We start from the raw sequence: 26,152 nt of genomic DNA, 5'->3' as shown, positions 1-26,152 counted from the left end.
CTCCAACCCACGGCCCCTCCCGCGAGCCCCTCCGCGCCCAGGCCTCGTCCACCACTGACGCCGCCCACGCGGGATGGGACGGGACTCGCGGAGGTCCGCGTCGTCTCCGCCCAGGACCAGCGGCCTCTCGCGGGAGCCATGGTCGCCATCATTCGCGAGCCCGTCGACCTGGCCAATCCCTTGGAGTCCGCGCTCACGGATGAGCAGGGCCTGGCGCGGTTCCCCGCCGCGCTCCCCGGGCACTTCCACCTCTGCGCGCGCGGCGCGGGGCACGGCGAGGACTGCGAGCCGGACGTGGGCCTCGTCGCCGGAGGAACCATCACCGCCCACCTGGCGCTGCCTCCCGGCGCCACCGTCACCGGACAGGTGCGCAAGCTCGATGGGACGCCCGCCCAGGGGGTGCGATTGATGGCCAGGGGCGAGCGCTCGGTCGAGAAGTGGATGCCCACCCAGGCCATCACGGACGCGCAAGGCCACTACCGCCTGGATGGCGTTTCGCCGGGCCCCGTCTACATCCATCCCTTCTCCCCCGAGGGCCAGGGGCTGGGTCGCGACCTCGACGTCAAAGCGGGAGAGGAGGCTCGGCTGGACATCCAGTTCGCGGGCTTCACCACCGTGACAGTCCAACCCTCGCGCAGCCGCAATCGCCGCTGGTCCCGGTTCAAGAAGTCCAACAACGTGGATGTCATCGAATCCGTCTCCGTCGGCGTTCCGCTGCGGCGTCAGGACGATGGCGGTTGGACCGGCAACGTCGAGGTGGGAAGCCACACCGCGCACGTGAGCGGCGTCCACGGCTGGTCGACCCTCGACGGATGGAAGAAGGTGGAATTGGCCCCCGGAGTCCCGCTGTCCATCAAGGTTCCGTATGACTCGAACGTCCACGGAGTCACCATCGGGCCACCCCATCCTCCGGTGCCGCACTACTTCGATCTGGCGGGTCATGTCCTCATGCCGGACGGCACGCCCGCGAAGGGGGCACGCATCTCCGTGATGAAGCCCACCCAGTACTGGAGAGGCTGCAGTCAGAGCCCTCGTTACTTCAGCCAGATCCGCTTCGAGGGCTCGGCCTTCGTGGTGAATCCCGTCGTGGGGACGCAGACCGTCGTCCATGCGTGGCTCGATGACGGCCGCGCCGGCAGCGTCACCGTCACGGCCACCGAGGGCCAGAGGGTGGTCGCGGACATCCGCTTGGAGGACACCGGCGCCGTCGTCGGCCACGTCGACGTCACCCAGGAGGGGACGTATGTCGTGGGCCCGCGCCTGAACGTCGACGACTGGATCTACCACCCCATGTCCTTCCGGGGGGCGGACGGGCGCTTCATCGTGGCGGGTCTTCCCCCGGGAGAGCACTTCCTGACGATGGAGGGGAGTCTCGACAAGCGCCCCTTCGTCATCGAGGGCGGGGCTCGCACGGACCTGGGACACCTCAAGGCGGACACGCTGGCCCGGACGCCCTGACTCGCGCGAAGCCCTCGCGTCGGGTCCCGGCGCGCCTCGGCGAGGGCCGAAGCGCTCGGGCGACACTTCAGAGCACGGTGCGGATGGACCGGTCCCCGGCGATGTACTGGTTCAGCGTGTAGCCGAAGTCCGACGTACAGCCGGCATCCACCTTGCGGAGCAGCGCATACAGCGCGCGGCCCACCGGGACGGTATCGAGCACGGACCTCACGCTGAAATGCTCTTCATGCGCGGTGACCTTGAGGTCCTCGTCGAGCACGACCTTGTGCACCGCTTGATAGGTGAAGGAGTCCCCGACCAGCTTCTGCCAGGGGCGCCACAGGAGGAAGTGCTTGAAGACCAGCGTGCACGTCACGTCGGCCAGCACGACGTGCGAGCCATCCGGACGGACGGTCTCCGCGACATCCCCGAACACGATGCGGCAGTCCGTGAGGAACGTCCGGTTGACGTAGACGAGCCGCCGGATGCTCTCGATTCCCTGCACCGTGAGGAGCGGATCCTGGAAGGTGGCATCGGGATGGTAGTGCTTCGTCGCGGCCGCCCGAGGCGGGCGCTCGTCGACGCCATAGAGGATGGGCAGGATGCTCCGGACGAGCTCCGCCGCACTGCTTCGGGACTCATGGAGAGACAGGGTGGAATGCGCGACATCCCTCATCTGGGATACCTCCGACTGGGGTGGTGAAGCTGCTTCGAGCCCGAGCACGCATCAAGCCCGGACAGAAAAACCACGCGGCGGCGCCAGACCCGTCAGCGCGCCCTGGAGCAGCGCGGAGCGCGGGGAACGCAGCGGCAGGGCTGGCGGCATGGAAGGCGCGACGGTCACCGCGGCGTTGCGAGGCGCTCCCCAGCGGTCGCCCCGAACAAGCATGACGGCGTCGCGCGCGACCCCCGCGCCAATGACAGCCACACGACGTCGACGGAAGGGGGTTCGCCCTTTGGGAATGGCACGCATTCGGAGGCCGGGATGGTCTCCGTTCGGGCGGGGGCTCGTAATCGCCTGTCAGTCGCGGATGGCTGTCGGCTGCTGGACGGCGACCTTTCCGGACACGGCACCCTTCATTTCGGCGACGACAAGGCCCCGGCGCGCGAGCACGCCGGAGCCCCTTGCAACCATCGACTCACGTCAAGGCAGCGGCGGCAGCGTCAGCACGCCATTGCACTGGCCGGGGGAAGCAGGCACGCCGGCGCCGCCCCACGGCGCGCCCGTGTTCACCGTCACGCTGCCGCTGGGCGGCGGCGGACACCCGAAGCCCGAGGCCTGGCGCACGGTGACGTTGACGTTGGCCGGCAGGTTGTAGAGGACGTCGGTGCCCGCCCCCACGCACATGTTGCGCGTCTGCGTCCCACCGGTGGGGATCGGAATCTCCAGCTCCAGGCAGATGGGCAGCACGGTGCCGGGCGGCAGCGACGCGGCGTTCACCACCACGCGCAGACAGGCGGGGTTCGTCTTTTCGATGTCCGCGTTGACGAAGCCAATCTCGCTGGTGTTGCCCCCGAAGCCGGTCGACGAGATGCGGCTGCAGTCGTCAGGGTCACACGTGACGGTCTCACGCACCCCGCACTGCGTCGGGTTGGGCGCCCGCGTGGCGGGGGCGGCCTGCTGGTTCCACACGTTGGTGCCCACGCCCATGGACCACAGCGCGATGGAGCTCGGCGCGGAGCCGGCCATGTCGTTGGTGAGTGGGATGAAGATGCGGGCCGTCGCGCCCGCGCGCAGCTTGAGCAGGGTGCCCTTGGCGTCGCGCACCTCCGTGTAGATGGCGCCACGCGACTCCAGGAAGACCGTCTGGCCCGCGCGGTTGATGGCGGCGTCCGCGCCCGGCATCGCGAGCAGGCCCGTGTCGATGTAGCGCACGCCCACCGTGAACGGGGGGACGGGCTGCTCACCGGAGGGGCCCTGGAGCGCGCTCAGGTTCACCTGGATGGAGGCGCCGCTGCGCGGGTCCGCCACCGTGGGGGTGCCGCCAGTGAAGGTCTGACGGTGGAGCGTGTGGAGCACGAACCGGGCCCCGAGCACGTTGCGCGTGATGGCGCCGACGTGGGGCATGTACCCCGGCGCGGTGATGGTCAGCGCGGAGCCCATCGGCGCTGGCGCGGACACGGAGAATGAGCCATCCGCGGCCGTGAGCGTCCCAATGCCACGCAGGTCCACCATCGCGCCAGCGACCGGTGCGCCCGTGGCCGTCGTGACGACGCCACAGGCCGTCAGGCCCGTCGACGAGGGCGTACACTGGATGAGCGGACGCGCCTGCTCCACGGAGGGCTGAGGCTCGACCTCCGCGTCAGGCGCGCCACAGCCGCCACCGAGCACCACCGCACCTCCGAGCAGACCGCACAACCACAGCCACTGCTTGCCAGCGATTCTCGACAGAGACATCACATACCTCCGGATTGGGAGAGAGGTGGCATCGGGCTCGATGACACCCAGGAACACGATATGTGATTCGTCTGACGTTGCCACGACTGGCACAGGCGTTCCAATCCCGGCGTCAATATCCATCCAAACACAGTCATGCCACACACAACCCACGGCAGGCGGAACCCTCATGTGACATGAAGCGCTACAAACAATGCCTCTCAGCTGGCGGCGTGTGACATGGAATGCCACAAACATCGACGTCCGACCCCAGCGCATACGGGATTCCCGCAAGCGCCGGGGCGAACCAGGTCTCATCATTTCGCCAGTGTGGCTTTCCTTCCGCCCGGCGGCCGCGGCGCCCCCAGGAGTTCGGCGAGCCGCGGGTTCTTGTGGCGCAGCGCTTCCTGGGCGGGGGTCTTCTCCCCCGCGTCCTTGCGCGTGACGTCCGCGCCCGCGCGAAGGAGGAGCTCGATGACCGGCTCCCGGTCCAGGAAGCACACGTGCTGGTGCAGCGGTGTCCAGCCATCGCCCCCGTTGGGGTCGGCGCCCACGTCGAGCAGTGCCTGGGCCACCTCAGGCACCTGGGCGTTGAAGAGCGGGGTGCGTCCATTCTCGTCGAGCGCGTCCACCTGGGCTCCGCCCTTGACGAGCACGGGGATGCAGGAGACCGCGCCATCCTCGGCCGCGAGGTGCAGCGGCGTGGCCGACTCGGCGGCGACGGCGGACGTGGAGAGTCCCAGGGCGAGCAACTCCCGCACCAGCGCCGCGTCATCCACGCGGGCGGCCAGGTGGAGCAGCCCCTGCTCATCCTCGTCCTGGACGTCCAGGTTCGCGCCCAGCGCGCGCAAGGCCAGCACCCGGGCCACTCGACCTCCGCCGAAGCCCGGGCCGAAGAACGGGGCGGCGTCCTGCCCCGCCGCGAGCAGCAGGCCCGCGTCAAGCTGACGGGCCTTCTTCCCCTTGGGCCGCGCCGCCGGCTTCTGCTTTCGCAGCCACGCCACGAAGCCCTCGTCGGAGAAGGCCCCCTGCAGACCGCTGAAGCAATCCGGGCCGTCGTCCTCCACGTCGAGGGTTCGCTGCTCGGGCGCCGCTTCCAGCACGGCGAGCAGCTTCTCGTAGCCCTTCGTCCCCGGGCCCTTCCGCAAGGTGCGCCAGGCGTCGAGTCCCCGGCGCGCCCGCGCATGGTCCGGCAGCGGGCGCAGCCCCTCGGCCTCCTCCAACGCGGCCTCCACGGCGTCGAGCTGGGCGTCCGTGGGACTGCCCCCGACGACCTCCTCCGCCCACAGGCTCAGGGCCAGCGAGCGCGCCCGCTGGGCATCGCTCAGGTCGCCACCGGCCCGGGTGCCTCGCGTCAGCTCGAGGACGCGGTCCCTGGCCCTCCAGTGCTCCGCCTTCAGCGTTCGCTCCCAGCGACGCGGATCGGTGCGACGCGAGGCGTCCAGCGCCCAGCTCAGGGAGTGCAACGCCATCAGTCGCTCTGGCTCGGCCTCCAGCACCTGGCGCAGAAGGGGAACCGCGTCATCCAGTTGAGGCGGCGACTCGTCAAGCAGGCTGTCCACCTTCTTCATCAGCCTGGCGACATCCATCTTCTTCGGGGGCTTGGGGGCATGAGACATGGCGGACCGAAAATACCGCCCATACCCGCCGCCGGGCTCACCTTTTCACCCAGGGACGCCCGATGAATCCACCGGCTCCCATGAATCCCCGGATTCATTCCGATACACAGACAGACATCCACCAGAACCCAGGGATTCCCGAGCGGGTCAGACGCTCCTCCTGCCAGCCCATTCCAAGCCATCCATGGAAACCCTCGGGCGGCATTGATTCATCGAGTGCTTCGGTCAGGCGGGAGCTCAGAACGTCACCGTGAACGCGAGGCTGGCGTCCATTGGCATCCATTCCTCGCCCAGGGCGGCGTCAGCTTCGAGCCCTGAGCGCCCCACCTCACACCTCGCGTCCGCGAGCTACACGCGAGGCTCGACGACTGGCGCGGGGACGGTGGGCTTCTCCGTCTCCTCGGGAACGGCGTCCGTCGCCGGCTCCGCGCAGAGCGTGGAGCCATTCATCAAGCAGCGACCTCCGTCGTCCAGGTCGAACTGCCAGCGGTGGCGAGGACAGACGAGGTACTTGCCCTCCTCCACCCAGCCCTCCGCCAGGTCCGCGCCCTGATGCGGACAGAACCGCTGCACGGAGAAGCGCTTCTGCCCCACGGACACCACCGTCCGCTCGCGCTGCGACTCCGTGGAGCGCACGCCTTCGCAGAAGGCGCGCATGTCTTCGATTTCCACCCCCAGGAAGCCATGGAGGATGGGCTCGTAGACGTCTGGCGACCGGCTCAGCCGCAGGCGGAACGACAGCAGGAAGTCCTCCCACGTCAGCTTCCGGTCCAGCACCCGCACCATGTCCGCGGCGGAGACCTTCATCGTGTAGCGCGTCGTCTCGCGAAGCTCGGAGACCTCGTCCACGCGCCGGCCCTTGAAGTCCACCCGCAACAACCGCTCCGGCAACTCCGTCAGCTCCACGTACAGCGGCATGCCCACGCGCTCGTGCAGGTCCAACAGGTCCAGCTTGCGCTGCAGCTCCACGCGCAGCCGCGCGTGAATCTCATCCACCTCTGCGCGCAGCATGTTGCGGCGCCGCTCCCGGAACAGCGGCGCCATGTCGTCCGCGTATTTCCGGAGGTACGCATCGAAGCCCTCCTGAGTCACGCGCTCCTGGTCGAGCGAGACGAAATCCAGCGAGCCGATGTCCAGCACATCCCCGGGCATCGGCTCCAGGTACTTCGACGCGGCCCCCGGAAGACGCTGCTCCAGGAACCGGAACAGCGTGGTGGCATTGGGGAAGATGTTCACCTTCTCGAAGTTGAGGTGGAACAGCGTCGGGTCCAGGAAGCACGCTGGCCCCGCGGACGCGAGGTAGGCCCGAGGGCGCACCACCTCCAGCGCCCGCGCCACCGCCTCGAACTTGCTGTCGCGCTTCTTCAGCGAGATGGCCGCGTACGTCTCCGGCGAGTACTCGTAACAGGTGGGATGCCAGATGGCGCCGGAGAACTGGGCCGTGAAGACGTCGATGGGCCCCTCCTCCTCGGTGATGCGCGCCAGGCGGTCATGCAGCTTGCAGTCGTTGAGGTTGATGAAGCACTGGCCGTCCCCTCGCACCATGACGGCCGAGTCCCGGTTGGTGCCCTGCTCCGACACGTAGAGCTTGAGGTAGCCCCCCTTGAAGGGGATTTCGCGGCCGTCCTCACAGGCGATGACGCGCTTGCAGCCGTACTTCGCGAAGATGTCCTGCAGCTCCGAGCGCAGGAAACGAGGAATCACCACCGTGAAGTCGCGGCGCTGGAGCGTGGCCAGGAACTCCGGGTCGAAGTGGTCCTTGTGCTCGTGACTGACGTAGAGGAAGCGCTCCCGGCCCGGCGTCTCCAGCAGCTCGCGCACGCGCGGAGCCAGGTGGTGGTTGCGCGGCAGCTGCATCCACGCCGAGTCGAAGGCGCCCCGCTCGGTCAGCCACGGGTCCATGACGACGACGCTCCGCGCGGTTTCCACGGCGAAGCCCGCATGGCCCAGGAAGGTGATTCGCATGAACGCCGCCCCTCGCCCGAAGTGGACCGGCGAAGCGCCGCGCCCACACCCTCGGATGCCGTCCGCTCCCGCGCCGGCGCGAAGAAGGCTGCGCGTTCCCGGACACTCCGGCCACCTGCCTTGGGGTCTCGCACCTCGTTGGCGCGGAGACATGAAGCCCCCGGACACGAAAAAGGGCGCGGAAGGCTTCCGCCCTCCGCGCCCTGACACGGCCGCGTCCACCGCGGTCCGTGACGCCCCATCAACTACGGCTGGATTTCACGAACGGACAGCCACTTGAAGTCGACGTCCTCCGCGTTGTCCCAGCGGAACGTGGCGATGGGGCCACCCCAGGTGATGGGCATGGGACCGACGGAACCACCGCAGTGCTCGGCGTCACCGCCCCAGTCTCCCGCGTCGACCATGTCGTGGACCTTCTTCCACGTCACCTTGTCGGCGTTCTCGTTGACGTACAGCTCCAGCTTCACGGCCTCCTTGCCGCTGACGGTGGTGTTGCGCATCACCGCCTTGAAGCCCACCCAGCGGCCCTTCAACGCCGACGTCGCGGGCTTGTAGGGCGCCTGCTCGTAGGACACGTGCCACGTCTCCTTCTGCCAGCGGGCACGGCCGTCGTAGTGCAGACCGCCCTTGTAGCTGCTGCCCTCACACCCCGACTCCTTGTCGTTGTGCTTCCCGCCCCGCGCATACCAGTCGAAGTTGTCCGAGCCGTCGGAGGCGGAGTTGAGCTTCACGAAGCCCGTCATCTCCAGGTTCTTCCAATCGTTCGCCGCCTGCATGTAGCCACGGCTGGCCAGCACGTCCCGGTCATAGGTGGGGATCTTCGCCGCCGAGTAACCCGTCGACGTGGTGACACCCATGCGAACCTGGCTGCTCTTCATCTTCCAGGAGCCATCCGAGTTGCGGGTGATGGTGCCCTGGGGATCGAACCGCGAGTCCGACGTGGGGTTGTCCGACAGTGACCAGGCCTCGCCCCCTGCCTTGGAGGGATAGAGCATCGTCACGCCGAACGCGTCCGCGCCTGGCTGCTCGGGCGTGGGGTCCGGATTGGGCGTCGGCGTCGGGTCTGGATCGGGCGTCGGCGTCGGGTCCGGATCGGGCGTCGGCGTCGGGTCCGGATTGGGCGTCGGCGTCGGGTCCGGCGTGGGCGTCGGGTCCGGAGTGGGCGTGGGGTCAGGCGTGGGGACCTGGGGCTGCTCGGGAGGCGACTCGGTGCCACCACCGGGGGACGTCGTACCAGAGGAGTCAGCGCCACAAGCCGTGGCGGACAGGGCAAGCAAGGCCCCGCAAATCGAGGAGAGAAGACGGTTCCGGGTCAAAAGGGCGGTCCTTCTTCGAGGGGCCACGAGAGTGACAGGAGCCGCGGACGCCAATCGCCCTGCGAGCCCTCGCCGCGCCCGTCCCGCCGGAGGCCAGGAATGCCTCCGAGCGCGGACGCCTGGTTGGTCTCAATGGCCCGGTGACTGTCGAGTTCCAACCGGACGGGCCGAAACCCACCACGTCCCGCAACCCTTCCCCAGCCAGCGTCGCCCGCTCCAGCCCCCCTCGGGCTGGCCCCTCCCGGGACAGGCCTCCATCCGCTCCCGGCATCTCTTAGGTTTTCTCGATGGAGCGCAACCGGAATCCCTATTTGTCGATGAGAACGGGCGCTCTTATCTGAAATCCACCTATGGAATCCCTACAAACCGTCGGCAGTCCCGCCCTGTGGGGCGGCTTCATTGCCTTCGTCATCGCCATGCTCGCCCTGGACCTGGGCGTCTTCCACCGGAAGGCCCACGCGGTCGGCTTCAAGGAGGCGCTGGGCTGGAGCACGGTGTGGATCAGCCTGGCGCTCGTGTTCAACGCGGGGCTGTGGTGGAAGTTCGGCGGGGGTCCGGCGGTGGAGTTCCTCACCGGCTACCTCATCGAGAAGTCGCTCTCCGTCGACAACATCTTCGTCTTCGTCGTCATCTTCTCCGCGCTGCGAATCCCCGCGCTGTACCAGCACCGGGTGCTCTTCTGGGGCATCCTCAGCGCGCTGGTCCTGCGGGCCATCATGATCTTCGCGGGCGTGGCCATGCTGGAGCGCTTCCACTGGCTCATCTACGTCTTCGGCGCGTTCCTCATCCTCACGGGCCTGAAGCTCTTCTTCCAGCGCAACAAGGAGGACCACCCGGAGGACGGGTGGATGATGAAGATGGCGCGGCGGACCATCCCCTCCACGCCCCGCTTCGACGGGCACCACTTCTTCACCGTGGAGAACGGCCGCAAGCTGGCCACGCCGCTGTTGATGGCGCTCATCCTGGTGGAGGCGTCGGACATCCTCTTCGCGCTCGACTCCATCCCCGCCATCTTCGCCGTCACGCGGGATCCGTTCATCGTCTTCACGTCCAACATCTTCGCCATCCTCGGCCTGCGCTCGCTGTTCTTCCTCCTGGCCGGGGCGGTGGAGAAGTTCAGCTACCTGAAGGTGGGCCTGTCGGGCGTGCTCGTCTTCGTGGGCACGAAGATGGCCATCATCGACTTCGTGAAGATCCACCCCGCGGTGTCCCTGGGCGTCATCGCGGGCCTGCTGGGCGTCAGCATCGTCGCGTCGCTGATCAAGTCGCGGAACACGCCGCCCCACGCGCCGGTGACGCCCGGCGCCGAGCCGCTTGCCAAGCCGTCGGAGGGCTGAAGTCCACCCCGCACGGGGAACTCGCGGCGCGCCTGGGAGTCCATGCCCGGGCGCGCCGAGCCGATGCTCCAAAGAGACATCCGGCACCGCCTGAGCCGAAAAGCGAAGAGGCCGTGAACCCTTGGGTTTCCCCTTGGATTCACGGCCTCTTCTGTTGGGCGCAGCAGGGCTTGAACCTGCGACCCCTGCCGTGTGAAGGCAGTGCTCTACCACTGAGCTATGCGCCCGCGCTTCGTGTGCGACCGAGACGCGACGAGGGGGTAAATGCCATCTGCCCCCGTGGGTGTCAACGCAATTTCAACTACAGCCCATCCAGCTTCTCTTCCAGTTCGCGCAGCCGACGCTTGAGTCCGGAGAGCTGCTTTCCCACGGCCTTGAACTCGCTGCGCGGCGCGAAGTGGAACGCCTTCAACAGCTCCTCCTGGCCCCGGTCCAGCGCCTGTTTGCCACGCTGAACCTTGCCAATGGCGTTGGCGATGGCCATGGCGCGACTCTCGTCGGCCATCAGCTTCTCCACCGCCTTGCTGGAGACCTCCAGCGCCTGCTTCTTCAAGTCGTCACGGATACCCATGATTGCCCCCCGGCCTACGGCTCGTCGACGAACTGCGTCTGCAGCTTCGCGAAGACTCGGTCCGCGATGCCCTTGTACTTCATGCGCTCGATGAGCGGCTGCAGGTCACCCTTCATGGTGATGCGGCGCTTGAGCACCGCCTCCACCGGGTCCAACGTCCCCTGGAGCAGCTGCTTCCAGACGGTGTACGGGGCGCGCGCCAGATAGATGGGCTCGAGCTCATCCAGGTCGTCCGGGTCCGCGAGCACACGCGCCTTCTCGATGCGGCAGTCACCGGGGACGACGTGGATGACGAACGCCTTCGCCAGCTTGCCGGGCTCCGCTTCGATGACCGCCCCGAAGTCGCCCTTCCAGCCCCTGCCGGCCACCGCGCACTCGGGATCTTCGTTCGTGAGCCGGACCGCTTCGTCCAGCCACTCTTTCGACGGGAACTTCGCCATGCCCCACTAACCTCTCCGGAAGATGCTCTTGATGCTCGAGAGGAGGCCCCGGTCATCGTTGGTGCCGTTGGAGCTGGGCACCGGCTGGGTGTCGCGCTTGATGACGACCTCCTGGAGCGCCTTCTTGAGCTGCTCCGGGGTGTCTCGGGTCGCCAGGTCCACCTTCCGCATGCCGCTGGCCTCTTCCACCATCACCTGGAGCAGACACTCCTCGGTGAGGCGGAAGTCGATCTTGCGACCGGCGGCGGCGGAAGGAACACGGACGGTGCCCAGGTACTCGTTGTCCACCATCAGGTCGCTGTCGCCCTGGAAGATGTCCAGCTCGATGAAGGGCGCGCCGGGCTCCTTGGGAGGAGGCAGGCGGAAGCTCTTCACCATGGGGATGAGCGAGTTCTTCTCGATGATGCGCTTCACGCGGCCATTGGGCAGCGCGTAGCCAATGGGCATGGACAGCGCGTCCAGCAGCGTCACCGCGTCGATGCTGCCCAGCGAGTCACCCAGCAGCGCCGCGCCCAGGGCCACACACTCGTCGGGGTGCACGCCCTTGCGAGGCGGCTTGCCGAAGTGCGCCTGGATCTTCTGCTGCACGAGCGGCATCCGGCTCTGCCCGCCGACGAGAATGATCTCGTCGATCTCCGAGCGGGCGATGCCCTTCTCCGCCAGCACGCGATCACAGATGTCGAACGTCCGGTCCACCAGGTCGCCGGTGAGGCTGTTGAGGAACTCGCGCGTCAGGGGGATGCGCAGGTCCAACGGCTTGCCCTTCCGCTCGTCGATGAAGGGCAGGTCGATGACGACGTTGGGGATGAGCGTCAGGTCGATCTTCGCCGCCTCGGCGGCGTTCTTGATGCGCTGGAGCGCGATGGGGTTCTCGGCGAGGTCGACCTTGGTCTCCTCGCGGAAGCGCTCCAGCACGTACTCCATGATGCGGTTGTCGAAGTCCGCGCCGCCCAGGAAGGTATCGCCGCCCGTCGCGAGCACCTCGAAGACATTGCCGGACAGGTGCAGGACGGAGACGTCGAAGGTGCCGCCGCCCAGGTCATAGACGAGGATCTTCTGGTCCAGGCCCCGGTTGAAACCGTAGGCCAGCGCCGCCGCCGTCGGCTCGTTGACGATGCGCTTGACGTCGAAGCCGGCCAACCGGCCCGCCTCCTTCACCGCCTGGCGCTGGTTGTCGTTGTAGTAGGCCGGGACGGAGATGACGGCCGCGTCGATGGGACCGCCCAGGAACTGCTCGGCGATGGTCTTCAGCTGGGACAACACGAAGCTGGAGACCTGGGGCAGCGAGTAGAGCTTGCCGTCCAACATCACCGCGGCGTCACCGCCAGGGCCTTCGACGATGTCGTACGGGAAGGCACCGCGGAGGTCTTCCACGGACTTGGAATGGTACTTCCGTCCGATGAGCCGCTTGGTCCCCCACAGCGTGTTGCGGGGGTTGGTGACCATCTGATCCTTGGCCACCCCACCCACCAGCAGGTCACCCTTGGACGACAGGGCGACGACGGAGGGGAGGATGAGATTGCCGCGGTCCGTGGGGACGATCTTCGGGATGCGGTTGCGCACGGACGCCACCAGCGTGTTGGTGGTGCCCAGGTCAATCCCGACGATGCGAGGTCTGTCCGCCATGAAGTTCACAGGCGCGGGTCACAAGACGCACGCCCTCGTCCCACTCTGTATCACGTCGCGACTTCGCGCGCGCGTTTCTGGGCGTCCGCTCAGTCCTCCGGCTCGGACCCCATCGGCCCAGGCCCAGGCAACCCCAGGGGGAGCCCCCCCAGTACCGCCTCGGCGGAAGCCAGGACGAGCCGATCATAGGGAGCCCCCTCCCCGGCTGGCAGCTCTTCCAGGAAGCGGGACGGCCGCAGGAGGATGCGCTCCCCCTCCCGGGGCAGCACCGACAAGGGGTACACCAGCGCCAGGTGGTCCCGGGCCCGGGTGGTGGCGACGTAGAAGAGTCGTCGCTCTTCCTCTTCCTCCTCCGCCGAGCGGGCGGCCTGGGACATGGGAAACCGCCCGTCCACCAGCCAGAGGACGAAGACGGCCCGCCACTCCAGCCCCTTGGACTGATGGACGGTGGTGAGTGTCAGGACCTCTCCGGGAGCCCCGGCCCCCAGGGCCTCCTTCGCGGCGAACTCCGCGACGAGCGCGAGCTCCGACAGGAAGCGGGGCAGGTCCTCGAACCGGCGCGCGTACTCGGCCAGTTGCCGCAGGTCGTCCTCCCGGCCTTCCTCGGGTGAGGACTCCGCCGCGAGGACCTCCGCGTACCCTCCCGCCAACACCTCCTCGATGAGAAGACCCGGGTCAGCCGCGGCCTCCGGACGTCCGAGCCGACCCATCAGCACGGCGAAGCGCTCGAAGCCCGGGCGCGACTTGCGCGACAGATGGGTCCGGACCTCATCGCGCGACAGGCCTTCCGCCAGGGACAGTCCCTCCGGCAGCGCGCGAAGGGATGTCCACAGGTGCTCCGCCGTCGTGGGCCCCACCCCGGGCACCGCGCGCACCACCCGCTTGAAGGCGAGCTCATCCCCGGGGTTGTTCACCAGCCGCAGGTGGGCCAGCACGTCCTTGACGTGGGGCTGCTCGAAGAACCGCACCCCCGAGCGGACTCGGAACGGGATGCCCAGGCGCGTGAGCTCCAGTTGGAGTTCGAGCGAGTGGTTGTGCGCGCGATAGAGGACGGCCATCGCCTCCAGGGACAGGCCCCCGTCGCGCAGCTCCAGGACGCGGCGGGCCACCCAGGCGGCCTGGTCAGCGGCGTCGAGCGCGGGGACGACGACGGGACGGGCCCCCGAAGGACGCTCCGCGACGAGCGTCTTGGGAAACTGCCGCTCGTTGCGGGAGATGGCCGCGTTGGCGAGCTGGAGGACCTCAGGGGTCGAGCGGTAGTTGCGAGTGAGCGTGAAGACGGCGCAGCCGGGATGGCGCTCGGGAAAGCCGATGATGTTGGAGAAGTCCGCGCCCCGGAAGCTGTAGATGGACTGGCAGTCGTCCCCCACCACCGTCAAGTCACGGCGCTCGCCGGCGAGCAGATCCACCAGCTCTCCCTGGAGCTTGTTGGTGTCCTGGTACTCGTCCACGAGGACGCTGTGGAAGCGCTCGGTGAGCTGGGCGCGCACCGTGGGGTGTTCGGTGAGCAGCCGCTTCAGGTTGAGCAGCAGGTCATCGAAGTCCATCAGGTGCAGCTGCGCCTTGCGCTGCCGGTAGCGCGCCGCCGTCGCGAGGATCTCCGGGGCCAGGGGAAGAAACTGGGGCCGCCGGTCGAAGAGGACCTCGGAGACGGCCTGCTGGAGATTGGTGGCCAGCGACACCAGGTCCAACACCAGCTCCGGTCGGGGGAAGCGCTTGTCGCTCTTGAGCTTGCGCTCGGCCAGACAGGTGACCATCAAGTCCCGGGCATCCTCCCGGTCCAGCACGGTGAAGCGATCCGAGTAGCCCAGCATCCCCGCGTGCTGGCGCAGGAGCAGGTGCGCCGCGTGGTGGAAGGTCCCTCCGAGGATGCGCCGCACGTCCGCGAACGAGCCCGCCAGGTCCGCCACCCGCCGGGTCATCTCCCGCGCGGCCTTGTTGGTGAAGGTCAGCAGCAGGAGGTTCTCGGGCTGGACGCCACGCTCCAGCAGACGCGCCACGCGGAACGTGAGCGTGCGCGTCTTGCCGGAGCCCGCGCCGGCGATGACCAGCACTGGCCCGGCCTCCGCCTCCACCGCCCGCAGCTGCTCCTCGTTGAGCAGGCCGGCGTAGTCGATGCGCGACGAGGCGCTCGTCGGAGCGACGGTCCGAGGGGTGGGCAGGGTGACCATGGGGCGGCGAACTCTAACCGCCCCGCCCTCCGGGGACGAACGGATCAGTCGGCTCAGGGCACCGGCTTGAGCGCCGTCAGCCGCGCGGAGGCCGCCTCGCGGACCTGGGGCGAGGGGTCTCTCTCCCGCGCCAGCTCCAGGAGCAGCCGTCCCACCTGCGGCAGCTTCATTCCCACCGTGGCCAGCGCCGCGGTGCGCTCCTTCACCCCACCCTCCAGCCGCTCGCTGACACCCCGGTCCGCGCAGGTGCGCACGCCCGGGCTCTGCTCACGCAGGAGCAGCTCCGCGTCCGCCAGTCGCGCCTCGGCCAGCCGCCGCGCCTCCTCCGCCCGACGCTCGAACTCGGCCAGGTCCTCGGGAAACTCGTTGGACGCCGCGCGGGCCCGGGAGATGGCCCCGGCCGCGAAGCGAGCGTTGACGGCCGCCGCGCACAGCTGCCGCGCGGAGGCCAGGGGCACGCGGCCCTCCGCCGTCACCGTCTCCTCGCGCGCCACGCCGAGCGCCCACACGGCGAGCTGCCGCGCGGCCACCGCCGCGGAGAACGGCTGCTTGCGCGCCTCGCGGATGTCCACCCAGCGTCGCAGGACGACGGGGTCCGGCACGCCCGTATCGAAGGCGCGCTGATACTCCGTGGAGGCCTGGGCGAGCTGACCGGACAGGTCCAGCAGCACCGCCACCGTGAGGTACATCTCCGCGCTGCCGGCCCGCTCGCGCAAGGCGTCCAGCCGCGAGGCCACCTCGTAGTCGGCCACCGGACGCGGCAGCGAGGCCAGCACCGTGCGCAGCGACTCGAGCGCGTTCTGCCGGATGAGCGGATTGCGCGCGGAGCGCAGCGCATCCAGCAGCGGATCCACCGCGCGCACGGACACATGCTGACCCATCTCCTCGGCCGCCTGCCACCGGTCCAACGCATCCGGCGCCACCATGGCGCGCTTCAGGTCCTCCAAGTCCCTCAGGTAGTGCCCCACGTACGCCGCCTGCACCAGCGGCTCCGGCTGGGCCAGCGCGGCCTTCTCCGCGCGAGCGCGAGCCAGCCGCGCCGGAAAACCCGTGAGTGTGGGCCCCAGGGGATGCGTCTTCACCCGGGCCTCGGCCTCGTCCACCAGGCCCGAGACGAGCAGCCCTTCCACTTCCAGCTCCAGCAGGAGGCCGCGCGCCTCTTCGCGGTGCGTCCCCGCCGGGAAGTCCTTGAGGTACGCGAAGAGCTTCGCCGCGCCCCCGGACCTGGCCTGCGCGAAGGCCTGCCCGTCCAGCCGCGACTCCACCTCCATGCGGCGCGGATCATCCGGGCGCTCGCGCAGGTACTCGGCCAGACGCCGGGGGTCCTGCGTCGTCGCCAGCTCCCGCGTCTCCACCTCCGCCATCAGCCGCTTCGCCTCGTCGCGCTGCAGACCCTCCGGGTGCTCCTGGAGGAACTGCCGCCACGCGGCCACCGTGGCGGCCTCCTTCGCGGCGTTGAAGCGCAGCCCTTCCAGCAGCGTCTTCGCGGTGCGCGTGTGCGGCGCGTCCGGGTACACCTCCAGGAAGCGCTTGTAGGCGAGCACCGTGTGGAGCTTCTTCGCGTCCTCGAACTCCAGTTCCTCCAAGCGCGACTCGGCGGCGTCCGCGTCCGGGTGGGTCGGGTTCTCACGCAGGAAGGCGCGGTAGCCCTCCACGGTGTCGGTCCTGGCGGCGCGGTCATACGGCGACGGCAGACAGCCAGCGGACAGCAGGAGGATGGCGAGGGCTCGGCGGAGGGAGACCATTCTCCTGGGAGCAATACCGCACCCGGGCGCCCCCGGAAACCCGAGCCGTCACGGACGGTTGCCTGGGTAGGTTTTTTGACGACACAAGCCACCGGGGCGACCATGGGTGCCTCAGGACGCTACAGGGAGGTCGCGCATGCGGTGGCTCACGCTGATGGGAATCCTCGCGATGACGGCGACGGGCTGCGCCACCCCGTCGAACCGGCTGGAGCCGTGGCTGGACTCCTACGCCGTGCGCTACCGCTCCGCGTCTCCGCCCGCCTTTCCGCGCGAGTCGCTCTCCAGCCCCGTGGCCCCCAAGGCCCAGACGGCCGAGCGGAAGGCCGCCCCCGTCAAGCGCACGCCCGCGCGCGCCACCGCCGCCCGCCCCACGAAGGGCAAGCCCGCCACCGTTCCGGCGAGCACGCGCGTGCGGCCCGCCTCGGCCGATGCGCGCGCGACGGTGCTCGCTTCGGCCCGATCACTGGTGGGCAAACCCCAGGTGACGCTCGACGGACGCAAGTACCCGGCGGACTGCACGGGACTCATCGAGGGCGTCTACGCCCAGGCAGGCCTGTCCTTCCGAGGGACGCTCAAGCCCGGCGACAACGGCGTCACCGCCCTCTACCGCTACGCCCGCGCGAATGGCCGCGTGTACTCGGAAGGTCGCCCCGCTGCGGGGGACCTGGTCTTCTTCAACGAGACGTATGACCAGAACCGGGACGGCCGCCGCAACGACGGCCTCACGCACGTGGGCATCGTCGACTCCGTGGATGCGCAGGGCACCGTCACCGTCATCCACCGGGTGCGCCGGGGCGTCGTGCGCTACCGGATGAACCTGGCCCGCCCTCACCTGCCCAGGGACCCCAAGACGGGCGCGGTGCTCAACGACCTGCTGCGCCACGCGGGTCCGAACAAGGACCCGGTCCTCACCGGCCAGCTCTTCGCCTCGTTCGGCAGCGTGCTGCCCCCCAGCCCCGCGACGAAGAAGCCCGCACCCGTCCCCGTCGCCTCGCTGCGGTAGAACGACGAGGCGCCCGGCCCCCAGAGGGACCGAGCGCCAGGACGCACGACGTGCTCGCGACTCAGGACGCGCGAGCGGTGCGGTCCCACGCGGCGCGCTGCGAGTTGCGCAGGAAGCGCCAGAAGCCCACGACGATGGCCAGGTTCATGGTGACGAAATAGTAGGCCACCGAGGCGACTCGCTTCGCCGCGCCGCGCTTCAGCACCCCCACCTTTCCGAGATAGGCCAGGGCATAGAACAGGCCCTGCCCCAGGAGGGTGAAGCGGTAGAACACGCTGTCGAGCAGGAACAGGTTGGCGATCAGCGCCAGTCCCATCAGCGCGGGCGCACACCAGCGCAAGAGCTTGTGCGACCAGAACGCGAACGCGGGGAAGCCCGCGGTGGGCAGGAGCAGGCCCGGCACCATGCGGAGACTCTGGAAGTTGCCCGCGGCGATTCTCGCGCGACGGCCGAACTCCTTGCCGTAGTCCTCCGTCGTCTCCTCATGGGCGACGGCCTCTTCCTCATAGGCGACCTTGTAGCCCTTCTCGAGGATGCGCAGCGGGATGACGAAGTCGTCGACGATGGTGGACGGCGGCAGCTCCGTGAACAGCGTGCGACGGATGGCGTACAGGCCTCCGTTAGCCCCCACCACCGCGCCCCGGCGCCCCTCGTACATCTTGATGAGGGACTCGTAGCTCCAGTACGCGCTCTCCTCGTAGTCCTGCTTCGTCGGATTGTAGAGGCGCAGCTTGCCGCAGACGGCCCCGACTTCAGGGTCCTCGAAGTGGCGCACGAGCTTCTGGATGGCCTCCGGTTCAATCATCGTGTTCGCGTCCGAGAGGACCACGATGTCGCCCTTCGCCGTTGGAATGCAGCGATTGAGCACCGTCGTCTTGCCCGCGCGCGGCGCCGGCGACAACCGCACCCGCTCATCCTGGCACTGGAGGACCCGCTCGTTCGTTCCATCCGTCGAGCCGTCCGAGCCAATCACCACCTCGAAGCGCTCCACCGGATAATCGAGCGCGAGGCTGTTCTCCAGCTTCTGCTCGATGCAGGACACCTCGTTGTACGCGGCCACGACGAGGCTCACCGACGGAGCCGGCCCCCGACTGGCCGCTAGGCTCCGACGCGGCGCCCCACCCCGCATCGCCCGGATGTTCTGCGCCACCTGCGCCGCCCCATCCAGCACGAACAGGCTCAATGGGTAGAGAAAGTACGTGTGCGCCAACAGCAGCGCGGCACACCAGAAGAAGACCTCCGCCATCGACCATGCCTCCCAAGACCCAGTCCCCGACTCCGCACGGGTGACCAGCAAGAGGCATGCCCCGCGTACGGGCGCGCGTTCCGCCCGAAGAACCTGGGAAAGGCGAGGATCATCGCCATGGAGGGACTGGACTTTCTCCAGCCTGCCTCGGAACGCGACGGACGTCGTTTCAGGGCTGGAAGCCCGTGGCATCCAACTGTTCGAGCAGCTTGCGCGCCAGCTCGTGGTTCGGATTGAGGGCAATCACTTCGTCCAGGAGTGAACGCGCCGCCTCCGGCTTCTTCTGACGCAGGGCCAGGCGAGCACCCAGGACATGGGCGCGCAGGAGCGTGCCGTCGGCCTGGCGCAATGCCTCCAGCTCGCTCACGGATTGGGCCACGGAGTCCGGAGGAGAACCCGAGCTGAGCACGTACTCGGCCTTGGCCACGGTGCTCCAGATCTTCGGGGCGCTCTCCACGTTGCGCAGGCGCTCCGCCAGGGCCAGGGCATCCGGAGCCGCCGTCACTCCCGCGTGCAGGGCCAGCGCCTTCACCCGAGCCGCCAGGGCCGGGGCGGGCTCCACCTCCGGCGCGGCTTCCAGCTCGGAGGCGAGGACGTCTACTTCCTTGCGAAGCGTGTCGACCTCGACCCGCAGCGGGCCGCTGAGCTGAACGACCTCGGCCGTCGATTCCCGCAGCACGTTGACCCGGCTCTCCCAATCCACCGACTCGCGGGTCCGGGTGAGGATCTCGATTTCGCGCTGGAGGTACTCGCTCCGCATTCGAAGTCGCTCGGCCTGGGCCTGGAGCTCTCCCAGACGCAAGGACAGCGCGCCGACGAGTTCGGCCCGTGCCTCGGTGTACTTGGGATGGACGGTCGTCAGCCCCCGGAGGGTCTTGATGGCCTGGTCCCTGGAGGTCGCGTCATCCCTCCGAAGCAGCGCCGCCGCGCGGTCCTTGTCCGCCACAGCGTCCGCCGGCATGTTCGCGTTGCGATCCCTCCAGGCCGGATAGGCGAGCACTCCCGCGAGGAGCACTCCCGCCGCCACCAGCAACCCGAGCCACAGCCGGGAGGACCGACTCGACGGGGCCATCCCGGGGAACTCCGAGTCGTCCCTGCCCGCCGCCAGCAACTCGGGAGGAAGCGACACGGGGACCCGGCGCGAGGACGGGGTTCTCGGCTCGGAGGCTCCGAGACTGGCTCCCGCGCCAAAGGTCCCGACACCCGACATGTCCTCGGGCGGCAACCGCACACTCCCGGACTGGGCCCCAGGCCCCAGGGCCGCGCCGTACAGCGTCGTCTTGCGCTCCACCGGCGCCGAAAGCAGGCCCGTGGGCGACGACTCGGAACCGATGGCTCCGTAGCTCTGGGTGCCGCCAGGGGCATCCCCATAGGCGCGAGTCTGGGCCTCACCCGCGAGCGACGGTGCCTCGCCGGGGGCGGAGGGTGTGGACTGAGCGGCCATCGCGCCGAACGTCAGGGTCCGTCCAAGGGACGCAGGGGCCTCGGTCGAGCCCCCCGTCACCGGCGCAATCGAGGGCGGCACGGTGCTTCCCTGGGCCGCGAGACCGAAGACCTGGGTGGACTGCCTCACACCCCCGGCGGAGGAGCCCTGGCCCGAGGGATCCCCACTCGATGCGTGCGCCGGGCCCGGCACCGCGCCGAAGGTCTGCGTCGTGTTCGGCACGGAGCCGTGCGGGCCCGAATCCGCGCGCACCGGAGGCACCGCGCCGAACGTCTGCGTCGTGTTTGGCACCGCCCCGTGCGGGCCCGAACTCACCGGAGGCGCCGCACCGAAGGTCTGCGTCGTATTGGGCACCGCGCCGTGCGGGCCCGCACTCACCGGAGGCACCGCGCCGAAGGTCTGCGTCGTGTTCGGCACCACCCCATGGGGGCCTGAATCCGAGCGCACCGGAGGCACCGCGCCGAACGTCTGCGTCGTGTTTGGCACCGCCCCGTGCGGGCCTGCACCCACGGGAGGCACTGCACCAAACGTCTGCGTCGTGTTCGGCACCGCCCCGTGCGGGCCTGAATCCGAGCGCACGGGAGGCACTGCACCGAACGTCTGCGTCGTGTTCGGCACCGTGCCATGCGGGCCTGAATCCGAACGCACCGGAGGCGCTGCACCGAACGTCTGCGTCGTGTTCGGCACTGCGCCGTGCTGCCCCGAACTCACCGGAGGCACCGCGCCGTGCGGCCCCGAATCCGTGCGCACCGACGGCACCGCGCCAAACGTCTGTGTCGTGTTCGGCACCGCGCCGTGCGGCCCCGAATCCGTGCGCACCGGAGGCACCGCGCCGTGCGGGCCCGAATCCGTGCGCACCGGCGGCACCGCGCCAAACGTCTGCGTCGTGTTCGGCACCGCGCCGTGCGGCCCTGCACTCACCGGAGGCACGGCACCAAACGTCTGCGTCGTGTTTGGCACCGCTCCCTGGGAACCCGCCCCCGCGCGCACCGGAGGCGCCGCGCCAAAAGTCTGCGTCGTGTTTGGCACCGCTCCCTGGGAACCCGCACCCGCGCGCACCGGCGGCACCGCGCCAAACGTCTGCGTCGTGTTCGGCACCGCGCCATGTGCAGCGGTCCCCGCGTCCACAGGAGGCACCGCACCGGACGCGCCCTGATTCTGGCCCGAGCCGAAGATCTGCGTCCTCAGCATGCTCGACGCGGCGGGACTCGAGGCCGAGGCCCATGAGCCGCTCGGTGTGCGTGGCCCCGCGGGGTCCACCGGTGGCGGACGCGGAGCCTCCGCCTGCGGCGAGGCCATGAACACATGGCCACAACGCGTGCACTGGACCGATGCCCCTCCCGGCGGCAGCAGGCGGGGATCAAGGACATACTGCATCGAGCACTGAGGGCAGGCGATCTGCACGTCGCGTGCTTACCACACGGGCCCGGCATCCGGAGTCGGCCCCAACAGGGTGGCCGCCTGGAGGGTCTTCAACCGGGCAGCACCCACCCCGGGAACCTCGTCCACCGCGTCCCAACTCCTGAAGCCACCCGCCGCCTCACGGGCCTTCACCAGCCCCCGCGCCAGCGACGACCCCACGCCCGGCAAGAGCGCCAGCTCCTCCTCCGTCGCGGCGTTCAGGTCCAACCGCCGCCCCAGCGCCAACGCCGTGGCCCCCGTCGGCACCTCACCCTCGCCACACGTGGCCACGCCATCGGCCCGAAGCCGCACGGACTCTGGAGCACAATCCAGCGCTGGCTCGGAATCCGGCCAGCGCCAGCGAGCCACCGCCCCCAGCCCGATCACTCCCAGCGCGACGACGGCGAGCGCGGCGGTGCGCCCTGCCACCGGCTCAGACCTTCTCGCCCTTGAGCGCGGCCGTCTCCGACACGGTGGCGACACCCTCGGGAGGCAGCGGCTGATCCAACCCGAACGCCGTGTGCAGCGCCCGCACCGCCAACTCCGTGTACTTGGCGTGGACCACGCACGACACCTTGATCTCCGAGGTGGAGATGATCTGGATGTTGATGCCCTCGGAGGACAGCGCCGTGAACATCCGCGCCGCCACGCCCGAGTGGTTGCGCATGCCCACGCCGACGATGGACACCTTGGCGATGTTCTCGTCCGTCTCGATGCCGGCGGCGTGAATCTCCTTCACCGCCTCGCGCACCACCTCCTGCGCCTTGAGGAAGTCCGACTTGCCCACCGTGAAGGTCAGGTCCGTGCGCCCATCCCGCGACGGGTTCTGGACGATGAGGTCCACCACGATGTGCTTCTCGTCGAGCGGTCCGAAGATCTTCGCGGCGACGCCCGGCACGTCCGGCACGCCACAGACGGTGATCTTCGCCTCGTTCCGGTCATACGCCACGCCGCGGACCAGCACGTCCTCCATGGACTTGTCCTCCTCACACACGAGTGTGCCCGGGTCCTGGGAGAACGACGACTTCACCCAGAGCGGCACCTTGTACTTCATGGCGAATTCGACGGAGCGGATCTGCAACACCTTCGCGCCCACGCTCGCCAGCTCCAGCATCTCCTCGTAGGCGATGCGCTCCAGCTTGCGCGCGGCGGGGACCATGTTCGGGTCCGTGGTGTAGACGCCGTCGACGTCCGTGTAGATTTCACAGGCATCCGCGCTGAGCGCCGCCGCCACCGCCACCGCCGTGGTGTCCGAGCCACCGCGCCCCAACGTCGTGACGCTGCCCTCCTCGTCCACGCCCTGGAAGCCCGCGACCACCACGATGTGCCCCTTGGACAGGGCCGCGCGGATGGGCTGCGCGTCGATGCTCTTGATGCGCGCCTTGGAGAAGGTGCTGTCGGTGACGATGCGCACCTGATGTCCCAGGAAGCTCGTCGCCTTGCCCCCCTGCGCATGGATGGCCATCGCCACCAGACCGATGGAGACCTGCTCGCCGGTGGCCACCACCACGTCCTGCTCCCGCTCGTCTGGCCGGTCGGTGATCTGCGCCACGAGCTTGAGCAGCCGGTTGGTCTCTCCCGACATCGCGGAGACGACGACCACCACGTCATGGCCCGCCCCCTGGGCAGCCAGACAGCGGCGAGCGACATTCTTCATCCGCTCGGTGTCACCCACTGAGGTACCGCCATACTTCTGGACGATCAGCGCCACGGAGTCCGTGACCTCCCTCTTCAGTCGGCGGACCTATACGAGCACGGCTCCCGGGTGTAAAGCCCCGCTGCCGAAGACCCCTGAATACGCCTTCCCTTGGAGCCCCAATGTCGCGCCCCCGCATCCTCATCGACGGAGACACCCTGACGCTGGAGCAGATTCTCCAGGTCGCCCGGAACGAGGTCACCGTGGAGCTGGCCCCCGAGGCCGCCACCCGAGTCCGCGCCGCGCGCGCCCTCGTGGACCGGGTCGCCGCCGGAGACACGCCCTCCTACGGCATCAACACCGGCTTCGGCACCCTGGCCGAGGTCCGCATCGACAAGAAGGACCTGCGCGACCTCCAGCGCAACCTCATCCTCTCCCACGCCTGTGGCGTCGGCACGCCCCTGCCCCTCCCCGAGGCCCGCGCGCTGCTGCTGCTGCGCTGCAACGTGCTGGCGAAGGGCTACTCCGGCATCCGCTCGGAGACGCTGACGCTGGCGCTGGAGATGCTCAACCGGGGCGTCATCCCCGTGGTCCCCGAGCGCGGCAGCGTGGGCGCCTCCGGTGACCTGGCCCCGCTGGCGCATCTGGCGCTCGTCTTCATCGGCGAGGGCGAGGCCTTCCACGAGGGACAGCGGCTGCCCGCGCGCAAGGCCTTGGAGATGGCGGGCCTCCAGCCCGTCGTCCTGGAGGCCAAGGAGGGCCTGGCCCTGGTGAACGGCACCCAGGCCATGTGCGCGGTGGGCACCCTCCTCCAGCTTCGCGCCGAGTCCCTCGCGGAGCTGGCCGACGTGGCGGGCGCGATGACGCTGGAAGGTCTGCTCGGCAGCCACAAGCCGTTCATCCCGGAGATTCACGACGTGCGGGCGCATCCGGGCCAGAAGGCCTGCGCGGCGAACCTGCGGCGCATCCTGGTCAACAGCGAGCTGGTGGAGACGCACGTCAACTGCAGCAAGGTGCAGGACCCCTACTCGCTGCGCTGCATGCCCCAGGTGCACGGCTCGGCGCGCGAGGGCCTGTCCTTCGCCCGGCGCATCCTGGAGGTGGAGGTCAACAGCGCCACGGACAACCCGCTCGTCTTCACGGAGACGGAGCGCATCGTCTCCGGCGGCAACTTCCACGGCCAGCCCATCTCGTTGGCGATGGACGTGGTGGCGATGGCGCTCACGCAGCTGTCCTCCATCAGCGAGCGCCGCGTGGAGCAGCTGGTGAACCCGTCGCTGTCGGGCCTGCCCGCGTTCCTGGCGAAGAACTCCGGGCTCAACTCGGGCTTCATGATTGCCCAGGTGACGAGCGCGGCGCTGGTGGCCGAGTCGCGCGTGCTCAGCCACCCCGCGTCGGTGGACTCGATTCCGTCCTCCGCGGGCCGCGAGGACCACGTGTCCATGGGCATGACGGCGGCGCTCAAGGGCCGGCAGGTGAGCGACTTCACCCGCTCGTGTCTGGCCATCGAGCTGCTGGTGGCCGCGCAGGCGTTGGACTTCCGCCTGCCTGGGAAGCCCGGCAAGGGCGCGCTGGCGGCCTACGAGCTCATCCGCTCCAAGGTGCCGCACATGGACAGGGACCGCGAGCTGCACAAGGACATCGAGGCCGTCAGCCAGCTGGTCGACTCCGGCGAGCTGCTCGCGGCCGTGCGCTCCGCCACCGCCTGAGCGCAATGCCAGACTGAAGTGCGACGGCCCGCTCCCGGAAGCACTCGGGGGCGGGCCGTCTTCATTCAACGAGACGCGGAGCGCGCGTTACCAGCAGGTCCCGCCGACGTACTCGCGGAAAGCCGTAATCTTCCCCCAGGCCGACCAGAAGGAGCAGTCACAGCCCCGGCCGCCCACAATTGTGGTGTACGTCGCGTCGCTGTAATACGTGTACTCGTAGTTGAGCCCATCGCAGTTTTGGGCGGCGTCCTCGCGCGAGGTGAGGTCCTGGGCCTCGGTGTCTTCCACCGCCGCACCACCGCAGCCAGCCAGCATCAACCCCACCGCAAGCAACGCACCGCTGACGAACCTTCCAGCCTGCATTCGTGCCTCCAGGGACAGTCCATGGTCTGTACGACTTTTCCAGTTTAGCACACTGGACAGGTTGCGAGAATCTCGCCAGGCATGAGAGGGGATGCCGCATCGAGTCGAGTCCCCTTCAAGTTTCAACGACGCGCGGGACCTCCCCGGCCATGCCGGGTGGGAACGGGGTTCTCGGCATCGCGAAAACACTCTCGGGGATGTCTCCGACGAATACGTTCGGGAAATCACGCACCGAGACGTGCACCTTGTCGTTGCCGGAAACCATGCGGAGCAGCAGGTTGGTTCCAGCCTGGAGGTAGAGCGTCAGGGGCGCCTTGTTCGGCCTCTCGATGGTCCAGACATCCGCCAACTGGCCCAGCACAGGGTCACATCCAGCATGACGCGCGTTCCCGTCCAGCAATACGGTGCGAGGCAGGAACAACTCATGGAACGACGACCTTTCATCCGGCAACAAGGTCTCACAAAGGCGTTCCCCGATGGGGGTCGCCTTCTTCCAGTAGGCCATCTTCCTCTTGAAGCTCTGTCCGCGCGCGACATCGCCGACCTCCGACATCCAGAGGTGCTCCCCCCTCTCCTTCTCGGGCCAGGGATTGAACAGCCCGTCAATTCGGCAGACATCGCGAGCGTAGTTGAACCAGCAGTAGCCAGAAGTCATCTGGTCGCCACGCAGCATGGGCGACCAATAGGAGACATAGGCGCTACTCCACTGCATTGGCAGGAGCGGCGGAGGGGGATGTGCTTGCATG

Annotated in this window: 20 protein-coding genes, 1 tRNA gene and 1 pseudogene; 4 read left to right on the top strand and 18 right to left on the bottom strand. The window is 68.9% G+C overall.

Annotated elements, in window-relative coordinates; genetic code table 11:
• A partial coding sequence (locus HR086_RS04305) for a carboxypeptidase-like regulatory domain-containing protein (protein WP_174464939.1) occupies positions 1-1,458 on the top strand: 1,458 nt, incomplete at its 5' end.
• 67 nt (positions 1,459-1,525) lie between these two features.
• On the opposite strand, the gene HR086_RS04300 is transcribed toward HR086_RS04305, so the two are convergent.
• From HR086_RS04300 to HR086_RS04280, 5 genes are all read right to left on the bottom strand, one after another.
• Positions 1,526-2,113, bottom strand: coding sequence for a hypothetical protein (locus HR086_RS04300; protein ID WP_141641295.1), 588 nt, complete (start codon positions 2,111-2,113; stop codon positions 1,526-1,528).
• 468 nt (positions 2,114-2,581) lie between these two features.
• Entirely contained in the window at positions 2,582-3,835 is a 1,254-nt protein-coding gene (locus tag HR086_RS04295; RefSeq protein WP_174455299.1) for a carboxypeptidase-like regulatory domain-containing protein, read from the bottom strand.
• Between the two features lie 296 nt (positions 3,836-4,131).
• Positions 4,132-5,433 (bottom strand): ankyrin repeat domain-containing protein, encoded by a 1,302-nt coding sequence (locus tag HR086_RS04290; protein WP_254626165.1) that lies wholly within the window; start codon positions 5,431-5,433, stop codon positions 4,132-4,134.
• A 348-nt stretch (positions 5,434-5,781) separates the two neighbouring features.
• The gene (locus tag HR086_RS04285) at positions 5,782-7,398 is read right to left on the bottom strand and encodes a Rieske 2Fe-2S domain-containing protein (protein ID WP_174464938.1); all 1,617 of its coding nucleotides are present in this window, start codon (positions 7,396-7,398) and stop codon (positions 5,782-5,784) included.
• Positions 7,399-7,643: 245 nt separating this feature from the next.
• Positions 7,644-8,714, bottom strand: coding sequence for a carbohydrate-binding protein (locus HR086_RS04280; protein WP_174464937.1), 1,071 nt, complete (start codon positions 8,712-8,714; stop codon positions 7,644-7,646).
• A gap of 350 nt (positions 8,715-9,064) precedes the next feature.
• Between HR086_RS04280 and HR086_RS04275 the strand changes: the two genes are divergently transcribed.
• Positions 9,065-10,051 (top strand): TerC family protein, encoded by a 987-nt coding sequence (locus tag HR086_RS04275; RefSeq protein WP_174464936.1) that lies wholly within the window; start codon positions 9,065-9,067, stop codon positions 10,049-10,051.
• 155 nt (positions 10,052-10,206) lie between these two features.
• Here HR086_RS04275 and HR086_RS04270 read toward each other — a convergent pair.
• The 6 genes from HR086_RS04270 to HR086_RS04245 form a co-directional block, all read right to left on the bottom strand.
• Positions 10,207-10,278 (bottom strand) — tRNA-Val (locus tag HR086_RS04270).
• 74 nt (positions 10,279-10,352) lie between these two features.
• The gene (locus HR086_RS04265) at positions 10,353-10,622 is read right to left on the bottom strand and encodes a hypothetical protein (protein WP_141641290.1); all 270 of its coding nucleotides are present in this window, start codon (positions 10,620-10,622) and stop codon (positions 10,353-10,355) included.
• A 14-nt stretch (positions 10,623-10,636) separates the two neighbouring features.
• Positions 10,637-11,062, bottom strand: coding sequence for a hypothetical protein (locus HR086_RS04260; protein WP_141641289.1), 426 nt, complete (start codon positions 11,060-11,062; stop codon positions 10,637-10,639).
• 6 nt (positions 11,063-11,068) lie between these two features.
• Entirely contained in the window at positions 11,069-12,688 is a 1,620-nt protein-coding gene (locus HR086_RS04255; RefSeq protein ID WP_141641288.1) for an Hsp70 family protein, read from the bottom strand.
• Positions 12,689-12,777: 89 nt separating this feature from the next.
• Complete coding sequence (locus HR086_RS04250; protein WP_174464935.1) at positions 12,778-14,859, bottom strand: ATP-dependent helicase; 2,082 nt, start codon at positions 14,857-14,859, stop codon at positions 12,778-12,780.
• Positions 14,860-14,912: 53 nt separating this feature from the next.
• Positions 14,913-16,604 carry a HEAT repeat domain-containing protein gene (locus HR086_RS04245; RefSeq protein WP_174464934.1) on the bottom strand — a complete coding sequence of 564 codons (1,692 nt, stop codon included), beginning with the start codon at positions 16,602-16,604 and terminating at the stop codon, positions 14,913-14,915.
• Between the two features lie 136 nt (positions 16,605-16,740).
• Between HR086_RS04245 and HR086_RS04240 the strand changes: the two genes are divergently transcribed.
• Positions 16,741-17,607, top strand: coding sequence for a CHAP domain-containing protein (locus tag HR086_RS04240; RefSeq protein ID WP_141641285.1), 867 nt, complete (start codon positions 16,741-16,743; stop codon positions 17,605-17,607).
• Between the two features lie 61 nt (positions 17,608-17,668).
• Here the strand turns inward: HR086_RS04240 and HR086_RS04235 are convergent, their stop codons facing one another.
• The 5 genes and pseudogenes from HR086_RS04235 to HR086_RS04220 form a co-directional block, all read right to left on the bottom strand.
• A complete protein-coding gene (locus HR086_RS04235) occupies positions 17,669-18,853 on the bottom strand; it encodes a glycosyltransferase family 2 protein (protein WP_174462067.1) in 1,185 nt (394 codons plus the stop codon).
• A gap of 169 nt (positions 18,854-19,022) precedes the next feature.
• Positions 19,023-21,488 carry a hypothetical protein gene (locus tag HR086_RS04230; protein ID WP_254626164.1) on the bottom strand — a complete coding sequence of 822 codons (2,466 nt, stop codon included), beginning with the start codon at positions 21,486-21,488 and terminating at the stop codon, positions 19,023-19,025.
• A gap of 114 nt (positions 21,489-21,602) precedes the next feature.
• Positions 21,603-21,701 (bottom strand): annotated as a pseudogene (locus HR086_RS49695) (zinc-ribbon domain-containing protein); the annotation flags it as partial.
• Between the two features lie 9 nt (positions 21,702-21,710).
• A complete protein-coding gene (locus HR086_RS04225; RefSeq protein WP_174464932.1) occupies positions 21,711-22,127 on the bottom strand; it encodes a helix-hairpin-helix domain-containing protein in 417 nt (138 codons plus the stop codon).
• A 4-nt stretch (positions 22,128-22,131) separates the two neighbouring features.
• Positions 22,132-23,409, bottom strand: a complete 1,278-nt coding sequence (locus tag HR086_RS04220; RefSeq protein ID WP_174464931.1) for an aspartate kinase — start codon at positions 23,407-23,409, stop codon at positions 22,132-22,134.
• Positions 23,410-23,516: 107 nt separating this feature from the next.
• Here HR086_RS04220 and hutH point away from each other — a divergent pair, with 107 nt between their 5' ends.
• Positions 23,517-25,043, top strand: coding sequence for a histidine ammonia-lyase (gene hutH / locus HR086_RS04215; RefSeq protein WP_174462065.1), 1,527 nt, complete (start codon positions 23,517-23,519; stop codon positions 25,041-25,043).
• A gap of 87 nt (positions 25,044-25,130) precedes the next feature.
• Here the strand turns inward: hutH and HR086_RS04210 are convergent, their stop codons facing one another.
• A complete protein-coding gene (locus HR086_RS04210; protein ID WP_174462064.1) occupies positions 25,131-25,406 on the bottom strand; it encodes a hypothetical protein in 276 nt (91 codons plus the stop codon).
• A 115-nt stretch (positions 25,407-25,521) separates the two neighbouring features.
• A complete protein-coding gene (gene vioE / locus HR086_RS04205) occupies positions 25,522-26,151 on the bottom strand; it encodes a violacein biosynthesis enzyme VioE (RefSeq protein WP_174455285.1) in 630 nt (209 codons plus the stop codon).
• Between the last annotated feature and the right edge of the window lies 1 nt (position 26,152).

It is taken from the genome of Myxococcus sp. CA039A (genome assembly GCF_013336645.1).
In the GTDB taxonomy this organism is placed as follows: domain Bacteria; phylum Myxococcota; class Myxococcia; order Myxococcales; family Myxococcaceae; genus Myxococcus; species Myxococcus llanfairpwllgwyngyllgogerychwyrndrobwllllantysiliogogogochensis.
The sequence above is the reverse complement of the archived record's forward strand: the minus strand, read 5'-3'. Positions and strand labels throughout refer to the sequence as shown.

Coding starts and splice junctions, on each gene's coding strand:
- HR086_RS04230 (WP_254626164.1), bottom strand. CDS start 21,488: ATGCTGAGGACGCAGATCTTCGGCTCGGGCCAGAATCAGGGCGCGTCC.
- HR086_RS04235 (WP_174462067.1), bottom strand. CDS start 18,853: ATGGCGGAGGTCTTCTTCTGGTGTGCCGCGCTGCTGTTGGCGCACACG.
- HR086_RS04240 (WP_141641285.1), top strand. CDS start 16,741: ATGCGGTGGCTCACGCTGATGGGAATCCTCGCGATGACGGCGACGGGC.
- HR086_RS04275 (WP_174464936.1), top strand. CDS start 9,065: ATGGAATCCCTACAAACCGTCGGCAGTCCCGCCCTGTGGGGCGGCTTC.
- HR086_RS04260 (WP_141641289.1), bottom strand. CDS start 11,062: ATGGCGAAGTTCCCGTCGAAAGAGTGGCTGGACGAAGCGGTCCGGCTC.
- HR086_RS04250 (WP_174464935.1), bottom strand. CDS start 14,859: ATGGTCACCCTGCCCACCCCTCGGACCGTCGCTCCGACGAGCGCCTCG.
- HR086_RS04255 (WP_141641288.1), bottom strand. CDS start 12,688: ATGGCGGACAGACCTCGCATCGTCGGGATTGACCTGGGCACCACCAAC.
- HR086_RS04265 (WP_141641290.1), bottom strand. CDS start 10,622: ATGGGTATCCGTGACGACTTGAAGAAGCAGGCGCTGGAGGTCTCCAGC.
- HR086_RS04245 (WP_174464934.1), bottom strand. CDS start 16,604: ATGGTCTCCCTCCGCCGAGCCCTCGCCATCCTCCTGCTGTCCGCTGGC.
- hutH (WP_174462065.1), top strand. CDS start 23,517: ATGTCGCGCCCCCGCATCCTCATCGACGGAGACACCCTGACGCTGGAG.
- HR086_RS04285 (WP_174464938.1), bottom strand. CDS start 7,398: ATGCGAATCACCTTCCTGGGCCATGCGGGCTTCGCCGTGGAAACCGCG.
- vioE (WP_174455285.1), bottom strand. CDS start 26,151: ATGCAAGCACATCCCCCTCCGCCGCTCCTGCCAATGCAGTGGAGTAGC.
- HR086_RS04210 (WP_174462064.1), bottom strand. CDS start 25,406: ATGCAGGCTGGAAGGTTCGTCAGCGGTGCGTTGCTTGCGGTGGGGTTG.
- HR086_RS04300 (WP_141641295.1), bottom strand. CDS start 2,113: ATGAGGGATGTCGCGCATTCCACCCTGTCTCTCCATGAGTCCCGAAGC.
- HR086_RS04290 (WP_254626165.1), bottom strand. CDS start 5,433: ATGTCTCATGCCCCCAAGCCCCCGAAGAAGATGGATGTCGCCAGGCTG.
- HR086_RS04295 (WP_174455299.1), bottom strand. CDS start 3,835: ATGTCTCTGTCGAGAATCGCTGGCAAGCAGTGGCTGTGGTTGTGCGGT.